We start from the raw sequence: 24,972 nt of genomic DNA on the forward strand, positions 1-24,972 counted from the left end.
CGACCCCTTACAGCTTCATCAGGCTGGCGTCGTCGACCGAGGCCGAGTGGCGGGTACGGAACAGCGACACGATGATCGCGAGGCCCACCACGACCTCCGCGGCGGCGACGACCATCGTGAAGAAGGCGATGATCTGGCCGTCGAGGTTGCCGTGCATCCGGGAGAAGGTGACGAACGCGAGGTTGCAGGCGTTCAGCATCAGCTCGACGCACATGAAGACCACGATGGCGTTGCGCCGGACGAGGACGCCGGTCGCGCCGATCGTGAACAGCAGGGCGGCGAGGTAGAGGTAGTTGACCGGGTTCACTTCGACGCCTCCTCGGGCCGCTTGAACGTCTCCGGTTCGATCGCCCGGCGCTCCAGGCGCTCCTCCGCGCGCTGCTCCAGCGCCCGCAGGTCGTTCAGCGCCTCGGTGGACACGTCCCGGATCTGGCCGCGGGCGCGCAGCGTCTTGTTGACGGTCAGCTCGGACGGGGTGCCGTCGGGCAGCAGGCCCGCGATGTCGACCGCGTTGTGCCGGGCGTAGACGCCGGGGGCGGGCAGCGGCGGGATGTACGTGCCCTCGCGGATGCGCTGCTCGGACAGCTCGCGCTGGGTCTTGGCGCGCTCGGTGCGCTCCCGGTGGGTGAGCACCATGGCGCCGACGGCCGCGGTAATGAGCAGCGCGCCGGTGATCTCGAAGGCGAAGACGTACTTGGTGAAGATCAGCGACGCCAGCCCCTCGACGTTGCCGTTGGCGTTGGCCTGGCCGGTGCCGTTGAACTCCTTCAGGGAGGCGTTGCCGATGCCGGCGAGCAGCAGGACGCCGAAGCCGATCCCGCACAGCAGGGCCAGCCAGCGCTGGCCCTTGATGGTCTCCTTCAGGGAGTCCGCGGCCGTGACGCCGACGAGCATCACCACGAACAGGAACAGCATCATGATCGCGCCGGTGTAGACGACGATCTGCACGATGCCGAGGAAGTAGGCGCCGTTGGCGAGGTAGAACACCGCCAGGACGATCATCGTGCCGGCGAGGCAGAGCGCGCTGTGCACAGCCTTCCTCATGAAGACGGTGCACAGGGCGCCGATCACCGCGACGGTGCCGAGGACCCAGAACTGGAAGGCCTCACCGGTGGAGGTGGTGTAGGCGGCCAGGTGCTGCGCGCTCATCGGCCGATCACCTCCTGCGAGGCCGGCTCGTCCTCGCCGAAGGTGGCGGCGGCCTCCTGCGGACCCTCGCCCTTGGAGACGGCGGTCTGCCGTTCGGTGCCGGGCGCGGCGTGGGTGACCAGGCCGCGGTAGTAGTCCTGTTCGTCCGTCCCCGGGAAGATGGCGTGCGGGGTGTCGACCATGCCCTCTTCGAGACCGGCGAGCAGCTGCTCCTTGGTGTAGATGAGGTTGGCGCGGCTGGAGTCGGCCAGTTCGAACTCGTTGGTCATCGTCAGCGCGCGCGTGGGGCACGCCTCGATGCACAGGCCGCACAGGATGCAGCGGGCGTAGTTGATCTGGTAGACGCGGCCGTAGCGCTCGCCCGGCGAGTAGCGTTCCTCGTCGGTGTTGTCGGCGCCCTCCACGTAGATGGCGTCGGCGGGGCAGGCCCAGGCGCACAGCTCGCAGCCGACGCACTTCTCCAGGCCGTCCGGATGGCGGTTGAGCTGGTGCCGTCCGTGGAACCGCGGAGCCGTGGTCTTCTTCTGCTCCGGGTACTGCTCGGTCAGCCGCTTCTTGAACATGGCCTTGAAGGTCACGCCGAAGCCGGCCACGGGATTCTGGAAGCCGGGCTTGATCTGCCCGGACTCCTGAGGCTCCTCAGCCATCGGACGCCTCCTTTCCATCCGAAGTTCCGTCACTGACAGTGTCCGCCCCACCACTGACAATCAGCTCCCGCTCCCGGCGCGGGCGGCGCCTGGGCACCGGCGGCAACTGCTGTCCGGGCAGCGGCGGTACGGGGAATCCGCCCGCCATGGGATCGAAGACCGGCTCCTGGGCGGCGGGCGGCCCGGCGGTCCTGTTCTTCTCGCGGAACATGTCGGCGACGAAGGAGACGAGCAGCAGGGCGAGGACCCCGCCGCCGACGTAGAGGGCGATGTCGGCGAAGTCGTAGTTCTCGTTGCGCAGCGCGCGGACGGTCGCGACGAGCATCAGCCAGGTCACCGAGACCGGGATGAGGACCTTCCAGCCGAGCTTCATCAGCTGGTCGTAGCGCACGCGCGGGAGGGTGCCGCGCAGCCAGATGAAGAAGAACAGCAGCAGCTGGACCTTGACGACGAACCAGAGCAGCGGCCACCAGCCGTGGTTGGCGCCCTCCCAGAAGGTGCTGATCGGCCAGGGGGTGCGCCAGCCGCCGAGGAAGAGGGTGGCGGAGACGGCCGAGACCGTCACCATGTTGACGTACTCGGCGAGCATGAACATCGCGAACTTGATCGACGAGTACTCGGTGTTGAAGCCGCCGACCAGGTCGCCCTCGGACTCCGGCATGTCGAAGGGGGCGCGGTTGGTCTCGCCGACCATCGTGACGATGTACAGGATGAAGGAGACCGGCAGCAGCAGGATGTACCAGCGGTCGGCCTGCGCCTCCACGATCCTGGACGTCGACATCGACCCCGAGTAGAGGAACACGGAGGCGAACGCGGCGCCCATGGCGATCTCGTAGGAGATCATCTGGGCGCAGGAGCGCAGGCCGCCCAGCAGCGGATAGGTGGATCCGGAGCTCCAGCCCGCCAGCACGATGCCGTAGATGCCGACGGAGGCGACCGCGAGGATGTAGAGCATCGCGATCGGCAGGTCGGTGAGCTGCATCGTGGTGCGGTGGCCGAAGATCGAGATCTCGTTGCCGGCCGGGCCGAAGGGGATCACCGCGATCGCCATGAAGGCGGGGATGGCCGCGACGACCGGTGCGAGGACGTAGACCACCTTGTCCGCGCGTTTGACGACGAGGTCCTCCTTGAGCATCAGCTTGATGCCGTCGGCGAGCGACTGGAGCATGCCCCAGGGGCCGTGCCGGTTGGGGCCGATGCGCAGCTGCATCCAGGCGACGACCTTGCGCTCCCAGACGATGGAGAACAGCACGGTCACCATCAGGAAGGCGAAGCAGAAGACGGCCTTGACGACGACCAGCCACCAGGGGTCGCGGCCGAACATCGAGAGGTCTTCCGCGGCGAGGTACGCGCTCATGCCTCCACCTCCTTGGGGGCCGTCTCGGCGGTGGCCGCCGGGCCGATGCGGACGAGGGAGCCGGGCCGCGCCCCGGTGTCGGAGGCGACGCCGCCGCCGGTGGAGTTCAGCGGGAGCCAGACCACCCGGTCGGGCATCTCGGTGACCCGGAGGGGCAGTTCGGCCGTGCCGGCGGGTCCGGTGACGGCCAGGGTGCCGCCGTCCTCGACGCCCGCCTCGGCGGCCGTGGCCGCGGACAGGCGGGCGAGCGCGGCGTGCCGGGTTCCGGCGAGCGCCTCGTCGCCCTCCTGGAGGACGCCCTGGTCGAGCAGGAGCCGGTGCCCGGCCAGTACGGCCTCGCCGGCCGCCGGGCGGGGCAGGGCGCCCGCGGACTCCCTCGGCGCCAGGGCGCGGGGGCCGTCCCAGAGGCCGAGCCGGTCGATCTCCGCGCGCGTGGTGCGCAGGTCCGGCAGGCCCAGGTGGGTGTCCATGGCGTCGGCGAGCATGTGCAGCACGCGGGTGTCGGCCGGGGCGAGCCGGCGGGTCATCTGGTCGGGCTTGAGCGCGGCCCCGAAGGAGCGCACCCGGCCTTCCCAGTTGAGGAAGGAGCCGGCCTTCTCGGCGACCGCGGCGACCGGCAGGACGACGTCGGCGTGCGCGGTGACCTCGCTGAGCCGCAGCTCCAGCGACACCAGGAAGCCGACGTTCGCCAGCGCCTCGCGCGCGCGTGCCGGGTCGGGCAGGTCGGCGACCTCCACGCCGGCGACCAGCAGCGCGGACAGTTCACCGGCCGCGGCGGCCGTCAGGATCTGCTGGGTGTCGCGGCCGTACCCTGCGGGGAGTTCGGCGAGCCCCCAGACGGCGGCGACCTCCTCCCGCGCGCGCGGTTCGGTCGCGGGCCGGCCGCCCGGCAACAGCGAGGGCAGCGCGCCCGCCTCCACGGCGCCGCGCTCACCGGCCCGGCGGGGGATCCACACCAGCTCGGCGCCGGTCGCGGCGGCGGTGCGCACGGCGGCGGTGAGGCCGCCCGGGACCGCGGCCAGCCGCTCCCCCACGACGATGACGGCGCCGTCGGCGCGCAGGGCCTCGGCGGCGCGCGTGCCGGGCTCCTCCAGGCCGACGCCGCTCGCGAGGGCGTCCAGCCACTCCGTCTCGGTGCCGGGGGCGGCCGGCAGCAGCGTGCCGCCGGACTTCTCCAGGCCCCGGGTGGCGTGCGTGGCCAGCGCGAACACCCGCTGCTTGTGCTTGCGCCAGGCCTTGCGCAGCCGCAGGAAGACGCCGGGCGCCTCCTCCTCCGACTCGAAGCCGACCAGCAGCACGGCGGGCGCCTTCTCCAGGGAGGTGTACGTGACGCCCGTACCGTCCAGGTCCCGGCCGCGGCCGGCGACCCGGGAGGCGAGGAAGTCGGCCTCCTCGCCGCTGTGCACGCGCGCGCGGAAGTCGATGTCGTTGGTGTCGAGCGCGACCCGGGCGAACTTGCTGTAGGCGTAGGCGTCCTCGACGGTCAGCCGGCCGCCGATGAGGACACCGGCCCGGGAGCGCGCGGCGGACAGGCCCTCGGCCGCCGCCTGGAGCGCCTCGGGCCAGGAGGCGGGCTCCAGCACGCCCTCGGCGTTCCGGACCAGCGGGGTCTCCAGGCGGTCGCGCTGCTGGGCGTAGCGGAACGCGAAGCGTCCCTTGTCGCAGATCCACTCCTCGTTGACCTCGGGGTCGTTGGCGGCGAGCCGCCGCATGACCTTGCCGCGCCGGTGGTCGGTGCGGGTGGCGCAACCGCCGGCGCAGTGCTCGCACACCGACGGCGAGGAGACCAGGTCGAAGGGGCGGGAGCGGAAGCGGTAGGCGGCCGAGGTGAGCGCGCCGACCGGGCAGATCTGGATGGTGTTGCCGGAGAAGTACGACTCGAAGGGGTCGCCCTCGCCGGTGCCGACCTGCTGGAGCGCGCCCCGCTCGATCAGCTCGATCATGGGGTCGCCCGCGATCTGGTTGGAGAAGCGGGTACAGCGGGCGCACAGCACGCACCGCTCGCGGTCGAGCAGCACCTGCGTGGAGATCGCGACGGGCTTCTCGTAGGTCCGCTTGCGGCCCTCGAAGCGGGACTCGGCGTTGCCGTGCGAGACCGCCTGGTTCTGCAGCGGGCACTCGCCGCCCTTGTCGCAGACCGGGCAGTCCAGCGGGTGGTTGATGAGCAGCAGCTCCATCACCCCGTGCTGGGCCTTCTCGGCGACCGGGGAGGTGAGGTGGGTCTTGACGACCATGCCGTCGGTGCAGGTGATCGTGCAGGACGCCATCGGCTTGCGCTGGCCCTCGACCTCCACGATGCACTGGCGGCAGGCGCCGGCCGGGTCCAGGAGGGGATGGTCGCAGAACCGGGGGATCTCGATGCCGAGCTGCTCGGCGGCACGGATGACCAGGGTGCCCTTGGGCACGCTGATCTCGATGCCGTCGATGGTCAGCGTGACGAGGTCTTCCGGCGGGACCGCCGCCTCGCCCCCGCCGGCGGGGGCGCTCGTGGTCACGGTCATGCGTTCACCTCCGGGCGGTCCGCCCAGGCCGTGGACTTGGCCGGGTCGAAGGGGCAGCCCCGGCCCGTGATGTGCTGTTCGTACTCCTCGCGGAAGTACTTCAGCGAGGAGAAGATCGGGGACGCGGCGCCGTCGCCGAGGGCGCAGAAGGACTTGCCGTTGATGTTGTCGGCGATGTCGGCGAGCTTGTCGAGGTCGGACATGGTGCCCTTGCCGGCCTCGATGTCCCGCAGCAGCTGCACCAGCCAGTACGTCCCTTCCCGGCAGGGGGTGCACTTGCCGCAGGACTCGTGGGCGTAGAACTCGGTCCAGCGGGTGACGGCCCGCACCACGCAGGTCGTCTCGTCGAAGCACTGCAGGGCCTTGGTGCCGAGCATGGAGCCGGCGGCGCCGACGCCCTCGTAGTCGAGGGGGACGTCGAGGTGTTCGTCGGTGAACATCGGCGTGGAGGAGCCGCCCGGCGTCCAGAACTTCAGCCGGTGGCCGGGGCGCATGCCGCCGCTCATGTCGAGCAGCTGGCGCAGGGTGATGCCGAGCGGGGCCTCGTACTGTCCGGGGCCGGCGACGTGGCCGCTGAGCGAGTAGAGCGTGAAGCCCGGGGACTTCTCGCTGCCCATCGACCTGAACCATTCCTTGCCGTTTTTCAGGATGGCGGGAACCGACGCGATCGACTCGACGTTGTTCACCACGGTGGGACAGGCGTAGAGGCCTTCCACGGCGGGGAAGGGGGGACGCAGCCGCGGTTGACCACGGCGGCCTTCGAGCGAGTCGAGCAGCGCGGTCTCCTCACCGCAGATGTACGCGCCGGCGCCGGCGTGCACGGTGAGCTTCACGTCGAGCCCGCTGCCCAGGATGTTCTCGCCGAGGTAGCCCGCCGCGTAGGCCTCGCGCACGGCCTCGTGCAGCCGCCGCAGTACGGGGACGACCTCCCCGCGCAGATAGATGAAGGCGTGCGACGACCTGATGGCGTAGCACGCGATCACGATGCCCTCGATGAGGCTGTGCGGGTTCGCGAAGAGGAGCGGGATGTCCTTGCACGTCCCGGGCTCCGACTCGTCGGCGTTGACAACGAGATAGTGCGGTTTTCCATCGCCCTGGGGAATGAACTGCCACTTCATCCCGGTCGGGAACCCCGCGCCGCCGCGGCCGCGCAGCCCGGATTCCTTGACGTACGCGATCAGGTCGTCCGGTGACATGGCGAGGGCCTTGCGGAGCCCCTCGTACCCCTCGTGCCTCCGGTAGACGTCCAGCGTCCAGGACCGGTCCTCGTCCCAGAAGGCCGACAGCACGGGTGCGAGCAGCTTCTCGGGGCTCGGGTCCTTGACCTCGGATACCACGGTCATCACTCCCCCTCCTCTTCGGCCTGGCCCGCCGACGGGGCGTCCGGGGACTGCTGGACCCGCGGATGGACCACGCGCGCGGACGCGTCCTCTCCCTTGGCCAGGCGGAGGCCCGCCAGCGAGGCGGGGCCCGCGCTGCCGCCCTCCTCGACGGCCCCGGGCCGCTCGTCGGGGAAGCCGGCCAGGATCCGCGCGGTCTCCTTGAAGGTGCACAGGCGCGCCCCGCGCGTGGGCTGTACGGCGCGCCCGGCGCGCAGGTCGTCCACCAGGCGCTTGGCGCTCGCGGGGGTCTGGTTGTCGAAGAACTCCCAGTTGACCATCACGACCGGCGCGAAGTCGCAGGCCGCGTTGCACTCGATGTGCTCCAGGGTGACCTTCCCGTCGTCGGTGGTCTCGCCGTTGCCGACGCCCAGGTGCTCCTGGAGGGTCTCGAAGATGGCGTCGCCGCCCATGACCGCGCACAGCGTGTTGGTGCACACGCCGACCTGGTAGTCACCGGAGGGCCGGCGCCGGTACATGGTGTAGAAGGTGGCGACCGCGGTGACCTCGGCCGTGGTCAGGCCGAGCATGTCCGCGCAGAACCGCATCCCGGTGCGGGTGACGTGGCCCTCCTCGGACTGCACGAGGTGGAGCAGCGGCAGCAGGGCGGACCGGGAGTCGGGGTAGCGCGCGATCACGTCGCGGGCGTCCGCCTCCAGCCGGGCCCGGACGTCGTCCGGGTAGGCCGGTGCGGGCAGTTCGGGCATGCCCAGGCTGATGCCCCGCTCCGAAGAAGAGGTGGTCACCGGTCGACGCCTCCCATCACGGGGTCGATGGACGCGACGGCGACGATGACGTCGGCGACCTGGCCGCCCTCGCACATCGCCGCCATGGCCTGAAGGTTGGTGAAGGACGGGTCGCGGAAGTGGACCCGGTAGGGGCGGGTGCCGCCGTCGGAGACGGCGTGCACCCCGAGCTCGCCCTTGGGCGACTCCACGGCCGCGTACGCCTGCCCCGGCGGGACCCGGAAGCCCTCGGTGACCAGCTTGAAGTGGTGGATCAGGGCCTCCATGGAGGTGCCCATGATCTTCTTGATGTGGTCGAGGGAGTTGCCGAGTCCGTCCGGTCCGAGGGCGAGCTGGGCGGGCCAGGCGATCTTCTTGTCCGCGACCATGACCGGGCCGGGCTGGAGCCGGTCCAGGCACTGCTCGACGATCCTGAGCGACTGGCGCATCTCCTCCAGGCGGATGAGGAAGCGGCCGTAGGCGTCGCAGGAGTCGGCGGTCGGGACGTCGAAGTCGTAGTTCTCGTAGCCGCAGTACGGCTGGGTCTTGCGCAGGTCGTGCGGGAGGCCGGTGGAGCGCAGGATCGGGCCGGTGGCGCCGAGGGCCATGCAGCCGGCCAGGTCGAGGTAGCCGATGTCCTGCATACGGGCCTTGAAGATGGGGTTCCCGGTGGCGAGCTTGTCGTACTCCGGGAGGTTCCGCTGCATCTTCTTCACGAACTCGCGGATCTGGTCCACCGCGCCGGGCGGCAGGTCCTGGGCGAGTCCGCCGGGCCGGATGTACGCGTGGTTCATGCGCAGGCCCGTGATGAGCTCGTAGAGGTCGAGAATCATTTCACGATCACGGAAGCCGTAGATCATGATCGTGGTGGCGCCGAGCTCCATGCCGCCGGTGGCGATGCACACCAGGTGGGAGGACATCCGGTTCAGCTCCATCAGGAGCACTCGGATGATCTCGGCGCGCTCGGTGATCTGGTCCTCGATGCCGAGGAGTTTCTCGACGGCGAGACAGTAGGCGGTCTCGTTGAAGAAGGACGTCAGGTAGTCCATGCGCGTCACGAAGGTGGTGCCCTGCGTCCACGTGCGGTATTCGAGGTTCTTCTCGATGCCGGTGTGGAGGTAGCCGATGCCGCAGCGGGCCTCGGTGACCGTCTCGCCCTCGATCTCCAGGATGAGGCGGAGCACTCCGTGGGTGGACGGGTGCTGGGGGCCCATGTTGACGACGATGCGTTCGTCGTCGGCGCGGGCCGCGGACTGGACGACCTCGTCCCAGTCGCCACCGGTGACCGTGTAGACGGTGCCCTCGGTGGTTTCCCGGGCGGCTGCTGACTGGGTGCTGCTCACGAGTACGACCTCCGCTGGTCCGGAGCCGGGATCTGGGCGCCCTTGTACTCGACGGGGATGCCGCCGAGGGGGTAGTCCTTGCGCTGCGGGTGGCCCTGCCAGTCGTCCGGCATCATGATCCGCGTCAGGGCCGGGTGACCGTCGAAGACGATCCCGAAGAAGTCGTAGGTCTCGCGCTCGTGCCAGTCGTTGGTCGGGTAGACGGAGACCAGGGACGGGATGCGCGGGTCGCTGTCGGGGGCGCTGACTTCGAGGCGGATCAGCCGGTTGTGGGTGATCGAGCGCAGGTGGTAGACGGCGTGCAGCTCGCGGCCCTTGTCGTTCGGGTAGTGGACGCCGCTGACGCCGGTGCACAGCTCGAAGCGCAGGGCCGGGTCGTCGCGCAGGACGCGGGCGACGCGGACCAGGTGCTCGCGTTCGATGTGGAAGGTCAGCTCGTCGCGGTCGACGACCGTCTTCTCGATCGCGTTCCCGGGCAGCAGTCCCTGTTCCTCCAGAGCGCCTTCGAGCTCGTCGGCGACCTCGTCGAACCAGCCGCCGTAGGGGCGGGTCGCCGGTCCCGGGAGCCGGACCGAGCGGACCAGGCCGCCGTAGCCGGAGGTGTCGCCGCCGTTGTCGGCGCCGAACATGCCGCGCTGGACGCGGATCTCCTCGCCGCCCTGGCCGCGCATCCCGGGGAGGTTGGCCGCGGCGAGGTCCTTCTCGGGGTTCACCCCGTTCGCGGAACCGTTCGCGGACCCGTTGGCGTTCGCGGACCCGTTCGCGCCCTGGGTGCCGTTCTTCGCGTCGCTCACCGCAGCAGCCCCTTCATCTCGATCGTGGGCAGGGCCTTCAGCGCCGCTTCCTCCGCCTCCCGGGCCGCTTCCTCGGCGTTCACGCCGAGCTTGGACGACTGGATCTTCTGGTGGAGCTTGAGGATCGCGTCCATGAGCATCTCGGGCCGGGGCGGACAGCCGGGGAGGTAGATGTCGACCGGGACGATGTGGTCGACGCCCTGGACGATCGCGTAGTTGTTGAACATGCCGCCCGAGGAGGCGCAGACGCCCATGGAGATCACCCACTTGGGGTTGGGCATCTGGTCGTAGACCTGCCGCAGGACGGGCGCCATCTTCTGGCTGACCCGGCCGGCGACGATCATCAGGTCGGCCTGGCGCGGCGAGCCGCGGAAGACCTCCATGCCGAAGCGGGCGAGGTCGTAGCGGCCGGCGCCGGTGGTCATCATCTCGATGGCGCAGCAGGCGAGGCCGAAGGTGGCCGGGAAGACGGACGCCTTGCGCACCCAGCCCGCGGCCTGCTCGACGGTGGTGAGCAGGAAGCCGCTCGGCAGCTTTTCTTCGAGTCCCATGTAAGGCCCCTCAGTCCCATTCCAGGCCGCCGCGCCGCCATACGTACGCGTACGCGACGAAGACGGTGAGCACGAAGAGCAGCATCTCCACGAGCCCGAAAATCCCCAGGGCGTCGAAGGTGACGGCCCAGGGGTAGAGGAAGACGATCTCGATGTCGAAGACGATGAAGAGCATCGCCGTCAGGTAGTACTTGATGGGGAAGCGCCCGCCGCCGGCCGGCGTGGGGGTCGGCTCGATGCCGCACTCGTAGGCTTCGAGTTTGGCGCGGTTGTACCGCTTCGGACCGATCAGCGTGGCCATGACCACGGAGAAGATCGCAAAGCCTGCCCCGAGGGCTCCCAGTACGAGGATGGGCGCATACGCGTTCACCGCTCCTCGCTCCTCTCAGTCGGCACTGACTGCTGGCGGATCACTGGGCTCACATCGCCTCACCGGTCCCACGAACCCCGCTCGTCCCGGGCGAAGATCGAGAACATGTGAAGCAGGTCACAAGCCCGATTGCCTCGCATCTTATGCCTGTCACTCTGTGATCTGCGACACGGGGTATTGCACAAGCTTTGTGATCTCCACCACCTGACGAAGGATCATGAAGTCGGATGATGGGTGATCTACATACCGGAAGCGTTCAGTTGATCACCAGAAGTGACATTCTTACTTATCAGCGCAGGCGAGAAGGGTCGTCTCCATATCAAGAGAGTTCACCTGCATGCAAATTGGTGCCTGGCGCAGACATCTGGTAGTGCGATCCGTTCACACCCCGGAGCGGACCCCGGGGCGGGCGTGAACGCGGGTCCCGGTGCGTGCGCGCGTTCACGAGGTCCGCACGCGCCGGACGCCGGAGTTCCACCGGCCGTTCCGTGACCTCCGTCACGTCCGTGAGAGGGCGATGAGAACCAGGCTTGGCCAACGACCCCAACCAGTGGTAAGCGCGGGGCAATTCGGACGTAATGATCAAAGACCGTGATCAAGGGCTTGATCACGACGGTCCGCAATGTCCGTTACGGCGTCAATAAAGGGCGACACGCCCGGGTTTCCAGGTATCGATTGAGCAACTGTGGCGCACGACACGTTTCTTGAAGATATGAAGGAGCCCCTGGTACCGGTTGTTCCCATGTCCCACACCGCTCACATACGCAGCCACCGGAAGCCCCGCCGCAGCGCGTCGACCCTCGCCGTGCGGGCCGGAGTTGCCGGTGGCGTCCTCAGCACCCTGGCAGTCGCCGGGGCGTCCGGGTCGGCGAACGCGGCCGAGCCGGTGACGCAGACCCTCGAACTGCCCACCCTGACGGCCGACCTGGCCGCTCAGGCGGCCCAGTCCGCGGACGCGACCGAGCAGGCCGCCGCGAACTACCAGCTGCAGGCGGAGCGCGACGCGGCCGCCGCCAAGGCCGCGAAGAAGGCCGAGGCGGACCTCGCCGAGGCCAAGAAGAAGGCGGCCGAGGCCAAGAAGAAGGCCGAGGAGGAAGCCCGCAAGGAGGCCGCCGCCCGCGCGTCGCGCACCGCGGCGCGGACCACGCTCTCCACCACCTCGGCCGACACCGGCACCACCACCCTCGGCGGCGGCACCGGCACGGAAGCCGGCACCGGCACCGACACCGGCTCGTCCACGGCCACCGGTTCGGCCGCGGCCGTCGTCAGCTTCGTCCGGGCGCAGGTCGGCAAGGCGTATGTCTCCGGCGCCACCGGCCCGTCCGCCTACGACTGCTCGGGCCTGGTGCAGACGGCCTTCAAGCAGATCGGCGTCAGCCTGCCGCGCGTGTCGCAGGACCAGTCGACCGCCGGCACCCAGGTCTCGCTGAGCAACCTCCAGCCGGGCGACATCCTGTACTGGGGCGGCGCGGGCAGCGCCTACCACGTCGGCGTGTACGTCGGCGACGGCATGTTCGTGGGCGCGCAGAACCCCTCCACCGGCGTGGTGGAGCGCCCGCTGTCCTACGACCCGCCCACCGGCGCCGTACGGGTGCTCTGAGCGCACTCCGCGCCTCTCCTCGCGCACACAGGGCCGCTGCCCCCGGGCAGCGGCCCTCGCGCGTTCCCTGCCATGCTCTGCTCGGGCCGCCGTCCGGTGGTCCGCGTCCGAGCGAAGGAGTCCACGCGATGCCACGCGTGTTCGTACAGGGAAATCCCGCCGACTACTACCCGCGCTACGCCCCCGAGGCCGGGCGGGGCGCGGTGCGGCGCATCACCGAGGCCGGCGAGGAGGTGCTGCACAAGCCGTGCCGGGACGTCACGGAGTTCGGGCCCGACCTCGCCGCGCTGATCGACGACATGTTCCGCACGATGTACGTCGCCGAGGGTGCGGGACTGGCGGCAAATCAGGTCGGCGTCGGACTGCGGCTGTTCGTGTACGACTGCCCGGACGACGACGGTGTCCGGCATGTCGGACACATCGTCAATCCGGTGCTCGAAACGCCCACGGGTGAGCGACGGCTGCTGGACGAGGGCGAGGGCTGCCTGTCGGTGCCCGGCGCCGTGATGGCCGTACCGCGCCCGGACCGGGCCGTCGTGCGCGGGCAGGACCGGGACGGCCGGCCGGTCGTCGTCGAGGGCACCGGGTACTTCGCCCGCTGCCTCGCCCACGAGACCGACCACACCAACGGCCACCTCTACCTGGACCGGCTGTCCAAGCGGGAACGGAAGGACGCCCTGCGGCAGATGACGGAGCGCCGGGACGAGGTGTACGCCCGCCGGGCCGCCAAGGAGGCCGCCTTCGGCGCGTGACCCCCGCCGGCCCGCGGCGGCGCCGGATGCCCCTCGGGTGGGGTCCGGCGCCGTCCGGTCCCGGTGGCCGTCCGGTCTCGGTGGCCGTCCGGCCCCGGCGGCCGTCAGGCCTTCGGGGTCACCCTGGTCAGGCCGTTGATGATGCGGTCCATCGCGTCGCCGCCCGTGGGGTCGGTGAGGTTGGCGAGGAGCTTGAGGGTGAACTTCATCAGCATCGGGTGGGTCAGACCGCGCTGGGCGGCGATCTGCATGACCTTCGGGTTGCCGATGAGCTTCACGAAGGCGCGGCCGAGGGTGTAGTAGCCGCCGTAGGTGTCCTTGAGGACGCGCGGGTAGCGCTGGAGGGCGGTCTCGCGCTGGGCCGGGGTGGCGCGGGCGTGGGCCTGCACGATGACGTCGGCGGCGATCTGGCCGGATTCCATGGCGTAGGCGATGCCCTCGCCGTTGAAGGGGTTCACCAGGCCGCCGGCGTCGCCGACGAGCAGCAGGCCGCGCGTGTAGTGCGGCTGGCGGTTGAAGGCCATAGGGAGGGCGGCGCCGCGGATCGGGCCGGTCATGTTCTCGGGCGTGTAGCCCCAGTCCTCCGGCATGGAGGCGCACCACGCCTTGAGGACCTCCCGCCAGTCCAGCTCCTTGAAGGAGTCGGAGGTGTTCAGCACGCCGAGGCCCACGTTCGAGGTGCCGTCGCCCATGCCGAAGATCCAGCCGTAGCCGGGCAGCAGCCGGTCCTGGGGGCCGCGGCGGTCCCACAGCTCCAGCCAGGACTCCAGGTAGTCGTCCTCGTGGCGGGGGCTCTCGAAGTAGGTCCGGACCGCGACGCCCATCGGACGGTCCTCACGGCGGTGCAGGCCCATGGCCAGGGACAGCCGGGTGGAGTTGCCGTCGGCGGCGACGACCAGCGGCGCGCGGAAGGAGACCTCGCGCTTGTCCTCGCCGAGCTTGGCGGTGACGCCGGTGATGCGGCCGGTGCGGTCGTCCACGATCGGGCCGCTCACGTTGCAGCGCTCGTACAGCCGCGCCCCCGCCTTCTGGGCGTTGCGGGCGAGCTGCTCGTCGAAGTCGTCGCGCTTGCGGACCAGGCCGTAGTCCGGGAAGGAGGCGAGGTCCGGCCAGTCGAGCTGGAGGCGGACGCCGCCGCCGATGATGCGCAGCCCCTTGTTGCGCAGCCAGCCGGCCTCCTCGGAGATGTCGATCCCCATGGCGACGAGCTGCTTGACCGCGCGCGGGGTGAGGCCGTCGCCGCACACCTTCTCGCGCGGGAACTCGGTCTTCTCCAGCAGCAGGACATCGAGCCCGGCCTTGGCGAGGTGGTACGCGGTCGTGGAGCCGGCCGGCCCCGCGCCCACGACGATCACGTCGGCGGTGTTCTCGGAGAGCGGCTCGGTCACGACGGTCACGGCGGGATCTCCCCAAGGTCGAATGGTGTGTGCCGGCCGGCACGGGACATAGGCAGTCTATTCAGCGCAGTTGGCCGCCCGACCGAAGGGCCACCCCCCGATGCCGGTCACTCTCCGTGTCCATTTGTCACGGAAAGACACCGGCGCCTTCCGGGCGGGACGGGCCGGAGTTACCCTGCCACTACCACTGGGGGTGACATCTGTGCACATACCACCCAAGACACCCGAAGTGCGCGTCCCGCGTCTGGTCGGTCTGATGGCCGTGGACGCGCGCGAGACCGCCCGGGCGCGGGGCCTGTCCCTGAACGCGCCGGACCGCCCGGACTTCCACCTCGCCGTCGTGGACTACGTCGTACGCCAGCATCCGCGGCCCGGGACCGAGGTGCCGCGGGACTCGACGGTGTACGTGTGGTTCGACTTCGCGGAGGGCGAGGGCGGCGGGGGCGTGCGCGAGCCGCGCGTGCCGGGACCGCCGCGCGGGGGGCCGCGACGGGAACTGGACCCGCCGCACGACCCGTACGAGGTGGCCGGGATCAGCGCTCCGTGAGGCCCGGGTCCTCCTTGAAGCCCCGGTGCAGTGCCACGACGCCGCCGGTGAGGTCGCGCCAGGCGACCTTCGACCAGCCCGCCTTGCGCAGGCGCTCGGCGAGGCCAGGCTGGTCGGGCCAGGCCCGGATGGACTCGGCGAGGTAGACGTACGCGTCCGGGTTCGAGGAGACCGCGCGGGCGACCGGCGGCAGCGCGCGCATCAGGTACTCGGTGTAGACGGTGCGGAACGGCGCCCAGGTCGGGTGGGAGAACTCGCAGATCACCACGCGCCCGCCGGGCCGGGTGACGCGGTACATCTCGCGCAGGGCCGCGTCGGTGTCCTGGACGTTGCGCAGCCCGAAGGAGATCGTCACCGCGTCGAAGGTGTCGTCCTTGAACGGCAGCCTCGTCGCGTCGCCCGCGGTGAACGGCAGCCAGGTGTGCTTCTTCTTGCCGACCCGGAGCATGCCCAGGGAGAAGTCGCAGGGGACGACGTAGGCGCCGGTCCGGGTGAAGGGGAGGGAGGAGGTGGCCGTGCCGGCGGCGAGGTCCAGGACCTTCTGCGCGGGGCGGGCGTCGACGGCCTTCGCCACCTCCCTGCGCCAGCGGCGGTCCTGGCCGAGTGACAGCACGTCGTTCGTCAGGTCGTACCGTTCCGCCACGTCGTCGAACATCGAGGCGACTTCGTGCGGCTGCTTGTTCAGGGAAGCGCGGGTCACCCGCCCATTGTTGCAGCCGGGTCCGGCGGTCGGGAGGCAGGGCGCGACCGGCGCCGGACGCTCAGCGCGGCGCGCGCTCAGCGGCGGCGGAAGACCAGCCGGCCCGCGAGGACCGTCGCCACGCACGTCGCGGCTCCCCGTTCGGCCAGTTCCGTCTCGTCCTCGACGTCGAAGACGGCGAAGTGGGCGGCGGAGCCCGGCCGCCGGGGCGGGGCCGCCTCGGGGCGGTGGGCGAAGGGGTCCAGGGAGGGCGCGCCGGCGACGGGGGCCGGGCGGGGTACGACGGCGATGCCGGTGCGGCGTACGGCGTCCTGGACCGCGCGGACGCGCAGCGGCTCGCAGGCCACGGCGACCGTGCCGTACGCCAGCATCCGCTGGACCCCGCGCCGGGCGCTCGCGCCCCAGCGGGCGTCGTCCATGGGGAGCGCGGCGAGCGCGGCGCCGGTCAGCGGGTCGGTGCCGAGGGCGTCGGCCTCCCGCGGGTCCGGGTGGTACGCCCGCTCCAGCAGCTCGTTGCCGTGCGGGTTGACGTACCCGGGCGTGAGGATGCCCGGCCAGCGGCGCACGCGCGCGTGCGGGTGCGCGGCGGCCAGTTCCTCCAGGGACCCGACGGCCTCGATCCGTTCGCCCCGGACGAGGTGGGCGCGGCCCCTGGAGTCCGTGTGCAGCGTCAGCACGGCGGTCCTGGTTCTCCCGGCTCGGCTAGTTCGACGCGAGCAGCTTCAGCTCGGGGTGGGCGGTGCCGCCCTCGATGGCCGTGGAGGAGATGTGGGAGACCACCCGGTCGTCCACGGGGTCGTTCGCCGGGTCGTCGTGCACGACGAGGTGCTCGTAGGTGGTCGCGCGCTGCGCCGGGACGCGGCCCGCCTTGCGGATCAGGTCGATGATCTCCAGGCGGTTGGAGCGGTGCCTGGCGCCGGCCGAGGAGACGACGTTCTCCTCCAGCATGATCGAGCCGAGGTCGTCCGCGCCGTAGTGCAGGGACAGCTGGCCGATCTCCTTGCCCGTGGTGAGCCAGGAGCCCTGGATGTGCCGGACGTTGTCCAGGAAGAGGCGGGCGATGGCGATCATCCGCAGGTACTCGAACAGGGTCGCCTGGGTGCGGCCCTTCAGGTGGTTGTTCTCGGGCTGGTAGGTGTACGGGATGAAGGCGCGGAAGCCGCCCGTGCGGTCCTGTACGTCCCGGATCATCCGCAGGTGCTCGATGCGCTCGGCGTTGGTCTCGCCGGTGCCCATGAGCATGGTCGAGGTGGACTCCACGCCCAGCCGGTGCGCGGTCTCCATGATCTCCAGCCAGCGCTCGCCGCTCTCCTTCAGCGGGGCGATGGCCTTGCGCGGGCGCTCCGGCAGCAGCTCGGCACCGGCGCCGGCGAAGGAGTCCAGGCCCGCCTGGTGGATCCGGGTGATGGCCTCCTCGACCGAGACGCCGCTGATCCGGGCCATGTGCTCGACCTCGGACGCGCCGAGGGAGTGGATCACCAGCTGCGGGAAGGCCTCCTTGATGGCCTTGAAGTGCTTCTCGTAGTACTCGACGCCGTAGTCCGGGTGGTGGCCGCCCTGGAACATGATCTGGGTGCCGCCGAGTTCGACGGTCTCCGCGCAGCGGCGCAGGATGTCGTCGAGGTCGCGGGTCCAGCCCTTCCCGGTGTCCTTGGGAGCCGCGTAGAAGGCGCAGAACTTGCACGCCGTGACACACACGTTCGTGTAGTTGATGTTGCGCTCGATGATGTACGTGGCGATGTGCTCGGTGCCCGCGTACATGCGGCGGCGCACGGCGTCGGCGGCGGAGCCGAGGGCGTGCAGAGGGGCGTCACGGTAGAGGGCGAGCGCTTCCTCGGGGGTGATGCGTCCGCCCGCCGCGGCGCGGTCGAGGACGGACTGGAGGTCGGCCTTCTCGGTCACCGGCGTCCCTTTCGCAAGGTTTCGTAAGGGGTTGTGGACGGACGTACGCCAGACTACGCCAGGCGGTTCCGGGGGCCGACGTCAGGCCGCGAAGGCCCCGGTCAGCAGCCCGGCGAGGGTGCCGGCGAGCAGGAACGGGCCGAACGGCACGCCGGTCTTGCGCCCGGCGCGCCGGGCGAGGACCAGGGCGCCGCCGTAGAGGGCGCCGAGCAGGTACGCGGCGAAGGTGCCGAGCAGCACGGTGGGCCAGCCGTACCAGCCGAGTACGGCGCCCGTCCCGGCGGCCAGTTTCACGTCGCCGAAGCCCATGCCGTCCGGGTTGACGAGGTGCAGCGCGAAGTGACCGGCGGCGAGGGCGAGGGCCGCGCAGAGGGCGGTGGGCCAGTGGCCGGTGTGCTCGGGGAGCAGGGCGGTGACACCCAGCAGGGCGAGGGCGGCTGCGGCGAGCGGCAGGGTGAGCGCGTCGGGCAGCCGGCGCACCCGCAGGTCCACGGCGGCCAGCAGCACGCCCACGGGCGCGAGCAGCAGCCAGACCCCGAGCTCGGGCCGGGTCCCGGTGGCGGCGGCGAGGGCGGCGCAGACGAGCGCGGTGACGGTGGCGAGGACGGCGGCCGAGGCGGTTCCCCTACGGGACCCCGCACCGGAGTCCCTACGGCACCCCCCGCAGCCCGCACCGCCCAGCCAGCCCCGGACCGGGTGGTCGCCGGCCGGGCAGCGGGCGCGCCAGGGCTCGCCGGGCGGGACGGAGAAGCGGTACGCGGCCCGGGGCAGCAGCAGCCCCGTCAGCGCGCCCCACACCCCGGCCGCGAGCACCAATAACCCCGTGGTCACCCCGTCCACGCGCTCTCCCCCTCCTACCGCTGGAGCAGTTCCACCCGTACGTCGGCCGGGAAGCCGGTCGTCGGCCCCACCCGGCGGGCGAACTCGGCGACCGCCTCCAGCTGGGGGGCGCCGAAGCTGAAGTCCAGGGTGGTGAAGTACCGCTCCAGGGTGGCCTCGTCGAACGCCTCCCAGCGGGCGGCCTGTTCGGCGACCTTGGCGACCTCCTCCAGGGAGAGGTTGCGGGAGGCGAGGAAGGCCTCGTGGACCCGGTGGGTGATGTCCCGCTCGCGCTCGGCGTAGTCCCGGCGGGCCGCCCAGACCGCGAAGACGAACGGCAGCCCGGTCCACTCCTTCCAGAGCGCGCCGAGGTCGTGCACCTGGAGGCCGTAGCGGGGTCCGTCCACGAGGTTGGCGCGCAGGGCCGCGTCGCCGATGAGGACGGCGGCCTCGGCCTCCTGCATCATCAGGCTGAGGTCGGGCGGGCAGGTGTAGTAGTCGGGCCGCACCCCGTACCGCTCGGCGAGCAGGAGCTGGGCGAGCCGGACCGAGGTGCGGGAGGTCGAGCCGAGGGCGACCCGGGCGCCGTCCAGCCGGTCGAGCGGCACCTGGGAGACGATCACGCAGGACATCACCGGCCCGTCGCAGCCGACGGCGATGTCCGGGAAGGCGACGAGGTCGTCGGCGTTGCGCAGGAATTCGACGAGGGTGACGGGGCCGATGTCCAGCTCGCCGCGCACCAGCCGCTCGCTGAGCTTCTCCGGGGTGTCCTTGGTCAGCTCGAAGTCGAGAAGCGTGCCGGTTCTCGCGAGCCCCCAGTACAGGGGCAGGCAGTTCAGGAACTGGATGTGGCCGACACGCGGCCGGGTGCGAGAATTGTCCACATCGCGAGACTAGCCCCCGTACGGTACGGCTCTTGGACCAACCCGGACCCGAACGGCCCAACGAGCGTTCAAACATCCGGGTGAAGTGATCTTTACCTCTATTGCTTCCCGGCGCCCGCGTGCTAGGCTCGCCGCAAGTTGCAGTTTGGTTTCCCTTGCAGTACAGAGCCTGCGGAGCATGTGACCGCGGGCTCTCGTCGTTTTCAGAAGTATGCAGTGGTGCGGCACCGTTTCACACTTGCAGGTTCTGGAGCAGGGCAACCCTTTTGAGCCCAAGGAGGGCTTATGGCTACCGGAACCGTTAAGTGGTTCAACGCCGAAAAGGGCTTTGGCTTCATCGCCCAGGAGGGCGGCGGCCCCGACGTCTTCGTTCACTACTCCGCGATCAACGCCAGCGGCTTCCGCTCCCTCGAGGAGAACCAGGCGGTGACCTTCGACGTCACGCAGGGCCCGAAGGGCCCGCAGGCGGAGAACGTCACCCCCGCCTGATTCCTGCCTGATCGCAGAACCTGAGAGCAGTACCCAAGGAGCCCCACGCCATCCGGCGACGGGGCTCCTGCCTTTTCCGGTTCATTTCCCGTTCACAAACCACACCGGACCCAGAGGGGCCGCGGCGTCTCACATGTGCTGCATGACGAGTACGAGCTTCGCCCCGGCCGCGAGTGCCTCGTACGAGTGAGGCACATCCGCCCGGTATGACATGTAGTCCCCCGGCCCCAGTTCCACGGTCTCCCCGAGCGGCCCCGCTTTCACCGCGCCCTCACTGACCACCAGGTGTTCCACGCTCCCCGGAATATGGGGCTCCGATTCCCGTACGGCCCCCGGCTCCAGCCACACGGAATACAGGTCACGGCGGGCGCCCGGCGGGCAGGCGGAGAGCAGGGAGGCCAGGTAACCGGTCTGCTCGGAGCGGACCGCGGGCCCCTGTCCGGCCCGGACCACCCGCACCTGCCACGCCGGCGGCTCGACCAGCGCGCTGAAGGGCACGCCGAGCGCCACCGCGAGCGCCCAGACGGTCTCCAGGCTCGGGTTCCCGCTCGCCGCCTCCAGCTGGGACAGCGTCGACTTGGCGACGCCGGCCCGCCTGGCCAGCTCGGACAGGGACAGCCCGGCACGGCTCCGCTCCCGCTTCAGGGCGGCGGCGATCCATTCCAGGGGGAGTCGGACGGGGGTGGTCTCGGACATGTCGTTCACTCCATCACACGAACGTGTGTCTTGACGGACTATGTGCTCAGCGTTCATCGTAGAAAACATGCGTTCGGCACAGCGAACGGGTCCAGCGGGGCCCACCGACAGCGCCGACGACCGTGCCCTCGTCCGGGACAGCGCGCTCGTCTGGCTGGCCGGCGGCATCGTGGGCGTGTCGTTCGGCGCCGTGGCCGTCGGCGGCGGACTGCCGCTGTGGGTGCCGGTGCTGATGTCCGTGGTGGTGTACGCGGGGGCGGCCCAGTTCAGCGCGATCGGTGTGCTGTTCGCCGGGGGCGGCCCGGCCGCCGCCGTGACCGCCGGGCTGCTGCTCAACACCCGGACGGCCGCCTTCAGCCTGGCCGTGGCCGAGATCATCGGTACCGGCCGCGTGAGCCGGTTCCTCGGCGCCCACCTGGTCACGGACGAGACGGTGGCCTTCGCCCTCGCCGAGCCGGACCCGGCCCGCCGGCGCCGGGCCTTCTGGGTCGTCGGACTCGGCCTGTACGCGGTGTGGAACCTGGGCGTCCTGGCCGGCGCGCTCGCCGGCGGCGCCCTCGGCGACACGGACCGCTACGGCCTGGACGCCGCCTTCCCCGCCGTCCTGGCCGCCCTGGTGCTGCCCTCCCTGCGCACGGACGCGACGGTACGGCGCTGTGCCCTGCTCGGCGCCGGGCTCGCCCTCGCGGTCACGCCCGCCGTCCCGGCCGGGGTGCCGGTGCTGCTCGCGCTGGCCGGGCTGTTCGCGCACAGACACCGCGTGGCCTCCGGAGCCGCCCTATGAACGCGACCGTCACCGTGACCCTCGCCCTGGCCGTCGGCACGTACGCCTTCCGGCTGGTCGGCCCGGCCCTGCACGGCCGGGTCACCGTGCCGCCGCGGGTGCAGGAGCTGGCGTCGGCGGGCGCGGTGGTGATACTGGTCGCCCTGCTGGCCACGGGCACGCTGACCGACTCCGGGCGGTTCTCGGGCTGGGCCCGCCCGGCCGGGGTCCTGGTCGGCGCGGCGCTGGCCTGGCGCCGGGCCCCGTTCGCCGCGGTGGTGCTGGCCGCCGCCGCGACGACGGCGCTGCTGCGGCTGGCGGGGACCGGTTAGGCCGCCTCCCGCCAGACGGTCAGATCCCCTTCCAGGAAGGCGGCCTCCGGCAACGCGGTCGACTTGATCCTGAGGACGAACAACGCGACGTCCCCCGAGGGGTGCCGGAGGCAGAACTCGCTGCCGGCCGCCGCCCCGGTCAGTGTCCAGCGGTGCTTCGTGGCGTCCTTGAGGATGAGCCGGCACTGCTCGAGGGTGGTGCCGTGGGCGCCGTACATCTGGACGATGGTGCTGTCACCGGCGTCCAGTTCACACCCGATCGTCCGGCAGCCGAGGCGGAGGGCGCCCTTGTCGTCCTTCCCCTTGCCGTCCGGATGCTCGATGCTCAGCGGCGTCGTCGCGTTGAGGTAGCTCCCGGCGTGGTCCTCCGCGACCGGCCGCGCGGGCGACGCCGAGGGGGACCGCGCCGCCCCGGACACGTCTCCCGTAGCCGCGGAACCCGCCGAACCGGAACCGGAGTCGGAGCCGGACGCGGACGCCGGCGACCGCGCGCCCCCGGAACCGGGAGAGCCGGACGCCGTGGCCCCGGCCGCCGCCTTCCGCGTGCCCCACCTGTCCTTCAGGTCCACGCCCGACCAGGCCAGGACGCCCACCAGCAGCGCGCCGACCGCCACCACGGTCGCCGAGACCAGCGCGGCGCGCCGCCTGCTGGTCCGCCGCTCCTCGGCCGTCGGCCGGAGCCACCCGGGCGGCGGGTAGCCGACCAGCGGCTGCGGGGCGACGGCGGTGGGCTCGGGCACCGGCGCCGGGACCGCGACCTCCGGTCCGGCGATCTCCCGCCACACGGCCGGTCCGCCGCCCGCGTCGGCCTCCGCGCCCAGCCGCCGCCGGCACCACTCCACGATCTCCGCCGGGGTGGCGCGCTCCGCCGGGTCGGCGGCCAGGCACCGGGCAAGCAGCGGGCGCAGCGGTTCGGGCAGCAGGGACAGGTCGGGTTGGGAGTGCACGATGCGGTACAGCACGTTCACGCCGGGCCCCTCGCCGTACAGCGGCCGGCCGAGCGCGGCGAACGCGGCCGTCTGCCCGAGCGCGAACACGTCCGTCGCCGCCGTCACCTCACCCCCGGTCGCCTGCTCGGGCGCCATGAACGCGGGCGTGCCGATGGTGCTGCCGGTCGCCGTGTACGACGTGCCGTCGGCGGCCAGGGCGATGCCGAAGTCGATCACCCGGGGCCCGTCGGCGGCGAGCAGTACGTTCGACGGCTTCAGGTCCCGGTGCACGACGTCCTCGGCGTGGATCGCCTGCAACGCCTCGGCGACCCCCGCCATCAGCCACAGCACCGCCGCCACCGGCAGCGGACCGCGCCGGGCCACCGCGTCGGCCAGCGACGGCCCCGGCACGTACACGGTGGCCAGCCAGGGCGGGGTGCCGTCCGGGTCCGCGTCGATCAGCTCGGCGGTGTACGCGCCGCGCACCCGCCGGGCCGCCGTGACCTCCCGCCGGAACCGCCGCCGGAAGTCCGGGTCGTCCGCCAGTTCGGGCCGTACGACCTTCAGCGCGACGGGGCGTCCGCCCCGGGTGTGCGACAGGTACACCCGGCCCATGCCGCCCGCGCCGAGCCGGGCCGCCGGCCGGTATCCGGCCACCGCCGCCGGGTCGTCGGCCTGGAGCGGCCCGAAGACCTCCGTCGTCTGGTCCATCGGCCCGTACCCCCCACGTCATGTTCCGGCCAACGGCCATCAGAGTACGTGCGTTGGTGGTGCCGGGGTGACGGGTGCGGCCCGCTAGGGTCCCTCCCCATGACCGACACCCGCGCCTTCTACGACACCATCGCCGAGGACTACGCCGTCCACTTCCGCGACCAGCTCGCGCACCGGCCGCTGGAGCGGGCGCTGCTCGCCGCGTATGCCGAGCAGGGTCCCGGGGAGATCACCGCGCACCTCGACGGGCTCGGTCTGTCCGTGTTCGGCCTCGATCTGTCCGAGTCGATGATCACGGTCGCCCGCCGCAGGTACCCCGCGCTGCGGTTCGAGCGGGGCTCGATGCGGGAGCTGTCCCTGGCCCACTGGACTTCCACCGGCGCCGCCCCGAGCAGATGGCCGGGCTGCTGAGAGGCGCCGGTTTCGCCGTGCGGTCGAGCACGGTGCGGGAGCGGGTGGCGGAGCACGGGGAGTCGGCCCCGCAGGCGTTCCTGCTCGCCCGGAAGGACGGCTGGGCGGGTCAGTCCGTGGACACGGACACCTTGCGCATCGAGGTGAGCGACGCCCGCGGGGAGCGCGCGCTCCGGTTCCTGGACGGGCGGCCGGAGGACGAGTGCGGGCGGGGGCTGGTCATCGTGCAGGTGCTCGCCCGGCTGTGGGGCGTCGCGGAGCGGGACGTCGGCAAGACCGTGTGGGCCGAACTGTCGCTCAGCGCACGGCGGCGACCGTGTCCGCGAAGGCGCGGGCCGGCGGGCTGAGCGCGTCCCAGCGGCGTACGGCCCAGCCGACGGGGAGGGGGCGCAGGCCGGGCAGGGGGATCAGCCGGAGGGGGCCGTCGCCGGGGACGGGCAGGCCGGGGACGGCGGGGACGACCGCCCTGCCGACGCCGAGTTCCGCGAGGAGCAGGGCGGTGTCCCAGTCGGCCACGCTCGGCTCGTAGACGAACCGGACTCCCCGTTCCGCGCAGGCCGCTTCGAGGTGGGCGGCGGACGTGGAGTTCGGCGGGAGGCGGATGAGGCGGGTGCCGGTCAGTTCGGCGGGGTCGAGATGGGGGCGGTCCGCCAGGGGGTCGTCGGCCGGTACGGCGAGGAGCCAGGGCAGTTCCACCACGGTCCGCTGCTCGATGCCCCGGACCGGGGGGCCGATGGTGATCCACGCCAGGTCGAGGGTGCCGTCGGCGAGGGCATCGAAGCTGCCCCGGCCCGAACTGACCGTGCGGAACTCCAGGTTGACCTTGGGGTGGCTGCGCCGGAAGGTGACGACCGCCTCGGACATGAAGTGCCGTACGGTCGTCGCGCCCGTGGCGACGCGGACGTGGCCGCTGTGGCCGTCGAGGAGGTCGCGGAGCTGTCGTACGGCCAGGTCGAGGCCGTTGATGCCCTCGGCCGCCGCCGTCTCCAGTATCCGGCCGGCCTGGGTCGGGACGACCCCGCGCGGGCGGCGCTCCAGCAGGGCGACGCCGGTCTCCCGCTCCAGCCGCTTCACGTGCTGGCTGACGGCGGACTGGGTGCAGCCGAGGTCCCGGGCGACCGAACTGAGGCTGCCCGCGCGGCACACGGCCACGAACACACGGAGGTCGTCCAGAGTCATGGGACCCAAGGTAATGCTTGGGGATCGGAAGAAAACCCCAGGATT

26 protein-coding genes and 1 pseudogene are annotated in these 24,972 nt (G+C 71.5%); 7 read left to right on the plus strand and 20 right to left on the minus strand.

The annotated features are described in order from the left end of the window. Positions 1 to 7 precede the first annotated feature (7 nt). From nuoK to IH25_RS0101600, 11 genes are read right to left on the minus strand one after another with little or no spacing between them, the layout of a single operon-like run. Positions 8 to 307, minus strand: a complete 300-nt coding sequence (gene nuoK / locus IH25_RS0101550; RefSeq protein ID WP_030601478.1) for an NADH-quinone oxidoreductase subunit NuoK — start codon at positions 305 to 307, stop codon at positions 8 to 10. Then, the gene (locus IH25_RS0101555; protein ID WP_030601480.1) at positions 304 to 1,149 is read right to left on the minus strand and encodes an NADH-quinone oxidoreductase subunit J; all 846 of its coding nucleotides are present in this window, start codon (positions 1,147 to 1,149) and stop codon (positions 304 to 306) included. Before IH25_RS0101555 ends, nuoK begins: the two co-directional genes overlap by 4 nt. Beyond that, positions 1,146 to 1,796, minus strand: a complete 651-nt coding sequence (gene nuoI / locus IH25_RS0101560) for an NADH-quinone oxidoreductase subunit NuoI (RefSeq protein WP_030601481.1) — start codon at positions 1,794 to 1,796, stop codon at positions 1,146 to 1,148. Before nuoI ends, IH25_RS0101555 begins: the two co-directional genes overlap by 4 nt. Then, positions 1,789 to 3,153 (minus strand): NADH-quinone oxidoreductase subunit NuoH, encoded by a 1,365-nt coding sequence (gene nuoH / locus IH25_RS0101565; RefSeq protein ID WP_030601484.1) that lies wholly within the window; start codon positions 3,151 to 3,153, stop codon positions 1,789 to 1,791. The genes nuoI and nuoH overlap by 8 nt, the downstream gene beginning before the upstream one ends. After that, on the minus strand, positions 3,150 to 5,654 hold the full coding sequence (locus tag IH25_RS0101570) for an NADH-quinone oxidoreductase subunit G (RefSeq protein ID WP_030601486.1): 2,505 nt from the start codon (positions 5,652 to 5,654) through the stop codon (positions 3,150 to 3,152). The genes nuoH and IH25_RS0101570 overlap by 4 nt, the downstream gene beginning before the upstream one ends. After that, positions 5,651 to 6,997: an NADH-quinone oxidoreductase subunit NuoF gene (gene nuoF, locus IH25_RS0101575; protein WP_030601488.1), complete on the minus strand. Its 1,347-nt coding sequence runs from the start codon at positions 6,995 to 6,997 to the stop codon at positions 5,651 to 5,653. The genes IH25_RS0101570 and nuoF overlap by 4 nt, the downstream gene beginning before the upstream one ends. Then, positions 6,997 to 7,779, minus strand: a complete 783-nt coding sequence (gene nuoE, locus IH25_RS0101580) for an NADH-quinone oxidoreductase subunit NuoE (protein ID WP_030601491.1) — start codon at positions 7,777 to 7,779, stop codon at positions 6,997 to 6,999. Before nuoE ends, nuoF begins: the two co-directional genes overlap by 1 nt. Then, the gene (locus IH25_RS0101585; RefSeq protein WP_030601495.1) at positions 7,776 to 9,101 is read right to left on the minus strand and encodes an NADH-quinone oxidoreductase subunit D; all 1,326 of its coding nucleotides are present in this window, start codon (positions 9,099 to 9,101) and stop codon (positions 7,776 to 7,778) included. The genes nuoE and IH25_RS0101585 overlap by 4 nt, the downstream gene beginning before the upstream one ends. Beyond that, the gene (locus IH25_RS0101590) at positions 9,098 to 9,895 is read right to left on the minus strand and encodes an NADH-quinone oxidoreductase subunit C (protein WP_030601498.1); all 798 of its coding nucleotides are present in this window, start codon (positions 9,893 to 9,895) and stop codon (positions 9,098 to 9,100) included. The genes IH25_RS0101585 and IH25_RS0101590 overlap by 4 nt, the downstream gene beginning before the upstream one ends. Then, the gene (locus tag IH25_RS0101595) at positions 9,892 to 10,446 is read right to left on the minus strand and encodes a NuoB/complex I 20 kDa subunit family protein (RefSeq protein WP_007383964.1); all 555 of its coding nucleotides are present in this window, start codon (positions 10,444 to 10,446) and stop codon (positions 9,892 to 9,894) included. Before IH25_RS0101595 ends, IH25_RS0101590 begins: the two co-directional genes overlap by 4 nt. A 10-nt stretch (positions 10,447 to 10,456) precedes the next feature. Next, the gene (locus IH25_RS0101600; protein ID WP_003992243.1) at positions 10,457 to 10,816 is read right to left on the minus strand and encodes an NADH-quinone oxidoreductase subunit A; all 360 of its coding nucleotides are present in this window, start codon (positions 10,814 to 10,816) and stop codon (positions 10,457 to 10,459) included. A 742-nt stretch (positions 10,817 to 11,558) separates the two neighbouring features. Here IH25_RS0101600 and IH25_RS0101605 point away from each other — a divergent pair. Continuing rightward, complete coding sequence (locus IH25_RS0101605; protein WP_030601501.1) at positions 11,559 to 12,416, plus strand: C40 family peptidase; 858 nt, start codon at positions 11,559 to 11,561, stop codon at positions 12,414 to 12,416. Between the two features lie 128 nt (positions 12,417 to 12,544). After that, positions 12,545 to 13,168 (plus strand): peptide deformylase, encoded by a 624-nt coding sequence (gene def / locus IH25_RS0101610; protein ID WP_030601503.1) that lies wholly within the window; start codon positions 12,545 to 12,547, stop codon positions 13,166 to 13,168. A 104-nt stretch (positions 13,169 to 13,272) separates the two neighbouring features. On the opposite strand, the gene IH25_RS0101615 is transcribed toward def, so the two are convergent. Further along, a complete protein-coding gene (locus tag IH25_RS0101615) occupies positions 13,273 to 14,565 on the minus strand; it encodes a geranylgeranyl reductase family protein (RefSeq protein ID WP_030601505.1) in 1,293 nt (430 codons plus the stop codon). A gap of 229 nt (positions 14,566 to 14,794) precedes the next feature. On the opposite strand from IH25_RS0101615, the gene IH25_RS0101620 reads away from it, so the two are divergent. Beyond that, a complete protein-coding gene (locus tag IH25_RS0101620) occupies positions 14,795 to 15,112 on the plus strand; it encodes a PASTA domain-containing protein (RefSeq protein WP_280842465.1) in 318 nt (105 codons plus the stop codon). Here the strand turns inward: IH25_RS0101620 and IH25_RS0101625 are convergent. The 5 genes from IH25_RS0101625 to IH25_RS0101645 form a co-directional block, all read right to left on the minus strand. Next, a complete protein-coding gene (locus tag IH25_RS0101625; protein ID WP_030601511.1) occupies positions 15,099 to 15,812 on the minus strand; it encodes a demethylmenaquinone methyltransferase in 714 nt (237 codons plus the stop codon). The two genes, IH25_RS0101620 and IH25_RS0101625, sit on opposite strands and share 14 nt — an antisense overlap. 77 nt (positions 15,813 to 15,889) lie before the next feature. Continuing rightward, positions 15,890 to 16,489, minus strand: a complete 600-nt coding sequence (locus tag IH25_RS0101630; RefSeq protein WP_030601515.1) for an imidazolonepropionase-like domain-containing protein — start codon at positions 16,487 to 16,489, stop codon at positions 15,890 to 15,892. Between the two features lie 25 nt (positions 16,490 to 16,514). Further along, a complete protein-coding gene (gene mqnC / locus IH25_RS0101635; protein ID WP_030601518.1) occupies positions 16,515 to 17,714 on the minus strand; it encodes a cyclic dehypoxanthinyl futalosine synthase in 1,200 nt (399 codons plus the stop codon). 81 nt (positions 17,715 to 17,795) lie between these two features. Beyond that, the gene (locus tag IH25_RS0101640) at positions 17,796 to 18,545 is read right to left on the minus strand and encodes a prepilin peptidase (RefSeq protein ID WP_030601522.1); all 750 of its coding nucleotides are present in this window, start codon (positions 18,543 to 18,545) and stop codon (positions 17,796 to 17,798) included. A 23-nt stretch (positions 18,546 to 18,568) separates the two neighbouring features. Continuing rightward, positions 18,569 to 19,417, minus strand: coding sequence for a menaquinone biosynthetic enzyme MqnA/MqnD family protein (locus IH25_RS0101645; RefSeq protein ID WP_030601525.1), 849 nt, complete (start codon positions 19,415 to 19,417; stop codon positions 18,569 to 18,571). A gap of 285 nt (positions 19,418 to 19,702) precedes the next feature. Between IH25_RS0101645 and IH25_RS0101650 the strand changes: the two genes are divergently transcribed. After that, complete coding sequence (locus tag IH25_RS0101650; RefSeq protein WP_016645643.1) at positions 19,703 to 19,906, plus strand: cold-shock protein; 204 nt, start codon at positions 19,703 to 19,705, stop codon at positions 19,904 to 19,906. A gap of 129 nt (positions 19,907 to 20,035) precedes the next feature. On the opposite strand, the gene IH25_RS0101655 is transcribed toward IH25_RS0101650, so the two are convergent. Then, the gene (locus IH25_RS0101655; protein WP_030601527.1) at positions 20,036 to 20,602 is read right to left on the minus strand and encodes a helix-turn-helix domain-containing protein; all 567 of its coding nucleotides are present in this window, start codon (positions 20,600 to 20,602) and stop codon (positions 20,036 to 20,038) included. Between the two features lie 67 nt (positions 20,603 to 20,669). Between IH25_RS0101655 and IH25_RS0101660 the strand changes: the two genes are divergently transcribed. Then, positions 20,670 to 21,386 (plus strand): AzlC family ABC transporter permease, encoded by a 717-nt coding sequence (locus IH25_RS0101660; protein WP_030601531.1) that lies wholly within the window; start codon positions 20,670 to 20,672, stop codon positions 21,384 to 21,386. Next, entirely contained in the window at positions 21,383 to 21,697 is a 315-nt protein-coding gene (locus tag IH25_RS0101665; protein ID WP_030601535.1) for an AzlD domain-containing protein, read from the plus strand. Before IH25_RS0101660 ends, IH25_RS0101665 begins: the two co-directional genes overlap by 4 nt. On the opposite strand, the gene IH25_RS0101670 is transcribed toward IH25_RS0101665, so the two are convergent. Further along, positions 21,694 to 23,337 (minus strand): protein kinase domain-containing protein, encoded by a 1,644-nt coding sequence (locus IH25_RS0101670; RefSeq protein WP_030601538.1) that lies wholly within the window; start codon positions 23,335 to 23,337, stop codon positions 21,694 to 21,696. The two genes, IH25_RS0101665 and IH25_RS0101670, sit on opposite strands and share 4 nt — an antisense overlap. A gap of 99 nt (positions 23,338 to 23,436) precedes the next feature. Here IH25_RS0101670 and IH25_RS37205 point away from each other — a divergent pair. Then, a pseudogene (locus IH25_RS37205) lies at positions 23,437 to 23,843 on the plus strand (class I SAM-dependent methyltransferase); the annotation flags it as partial. 202 nt (positions 23,844 to 24,045) lie between these two features. Here IH25_RS37205 and IH25_RS0101685 read toward each other — a convergent pair. Next, entirely contained in the window at positions 24,046 to 24,927 is an 882-nt protein-coding gene (locus IH25_RS0101685) for a LysR family transcriptional regulator (protein ID WP_030601540.1), read from the minus strand. Positions 24,928 to 24,972 lie beyond the last annotated feature (45 nt).

It is taken from the genome of Streptomyces achromogenes subsp. achromogenes (assembly GCF_000720835.1).
GTDB classification, from domain to species: domain Bacteria; phylum Actinomycetota; class Actinomycetes; order Streptomycetales; family Streptomycetaceae; genus Streptomyces; species Streptomyces achromogenes.

Coding starts and splice junctions, on each gene's coding strand:
- IH25_RS0101665 (WP_030601535.1), top strand. CDS start 21,383: ATGAACGCGACCGTCACCGTGACCCTCGCCCTGGCCGTCGGCACGTAC.
- IH25_RS0101670 (WP_030601538.1), bottom strand. CDS start 23,337: ATGGACCAGACGACGGAGGTCTTCGGGCCGCTCCAGGCCGACGACCCG.
- nuoH (WP_030601484.1), bottom strand. CDS start 3,153: ATGAGCGCGTACCTCGCCGCGGAAGACCTCTCGATGTTCGGCCGCGAC.
- IH25_RS0101650 (WP_016645643.1), top strand. CDS start 19,703: ATGGCTACCGGAACCGTTAAGTGGTTCAACGCCGAAAAGGGCTTTGGC.
- IH25_RS0101555 (WP_030601480.1), bottom strand. CDS start 1,149: ATGAGCGCGCAGCACCTGGCCGCCTACACCACCTCCACCGGTGAGGCC.
- IH25_RS0101595 (WP_007383964.1), bottom strand. CDS start 10,446: ATGGGACTCGAAGAAAAGCTGCCGAGCGGCTTCCTGCTCACCACCGTC.
- IH25_RS0101570 (WP_030601486.1), bottom strand. CDS start 5,654: ATGACCGTGACCACGAGCGCCCCCGCCGGCGGGGGCGAGGCGGCGGTC.
- def (WP_030601503.1), top strand. CDS start 12,545: ATGCCACGCGTGTTCGTACAGGGAAATCCCGCCGACTACTACCCGCGC.
- IH25_RS0101655 (WP_030601527.1), bottom strand. CDS start 20,602: ATGTCCGAGACCACCCCCGTCCGACTCCCCCTGGAATGGATCGCCGCC.
- nuoI (WP_030601481.1), bottom strand. CDS start 1,796: ATGGCTGAGGAGCCTCAGGAGTCCGGGCAGATCAAGCCCGGCTTCCAG.
- IH25_RS0101605 (WP_030601501.1), top strand. CDS start 11,559: ATGTCCCACACCGCTCACATACGCAGCCACCGGAAGCCCCGCCGCAGC.
- nuoF (WP_030601488.1), bottom strand. CDS start 6,997: ATGACCGTGGTATCCGAGGTCAAGGACCCGAGCCCCGAGAAGCTGCTC.
- IH25_RS0101660 (WP_030601531.1), top strand. CDS start 20,670: ATGCGTTCGGCACAGCGAACGGGTCCAGCGGGGCCCACCGACAGCGCC.
- IH25_RS0101685 (WP_030601540.1), bottom strand. CDS start 24,927: ATGACTCTGGACGACCTCCGTGTGTTCGTGGCCGTGTGCCGCGCGGGC.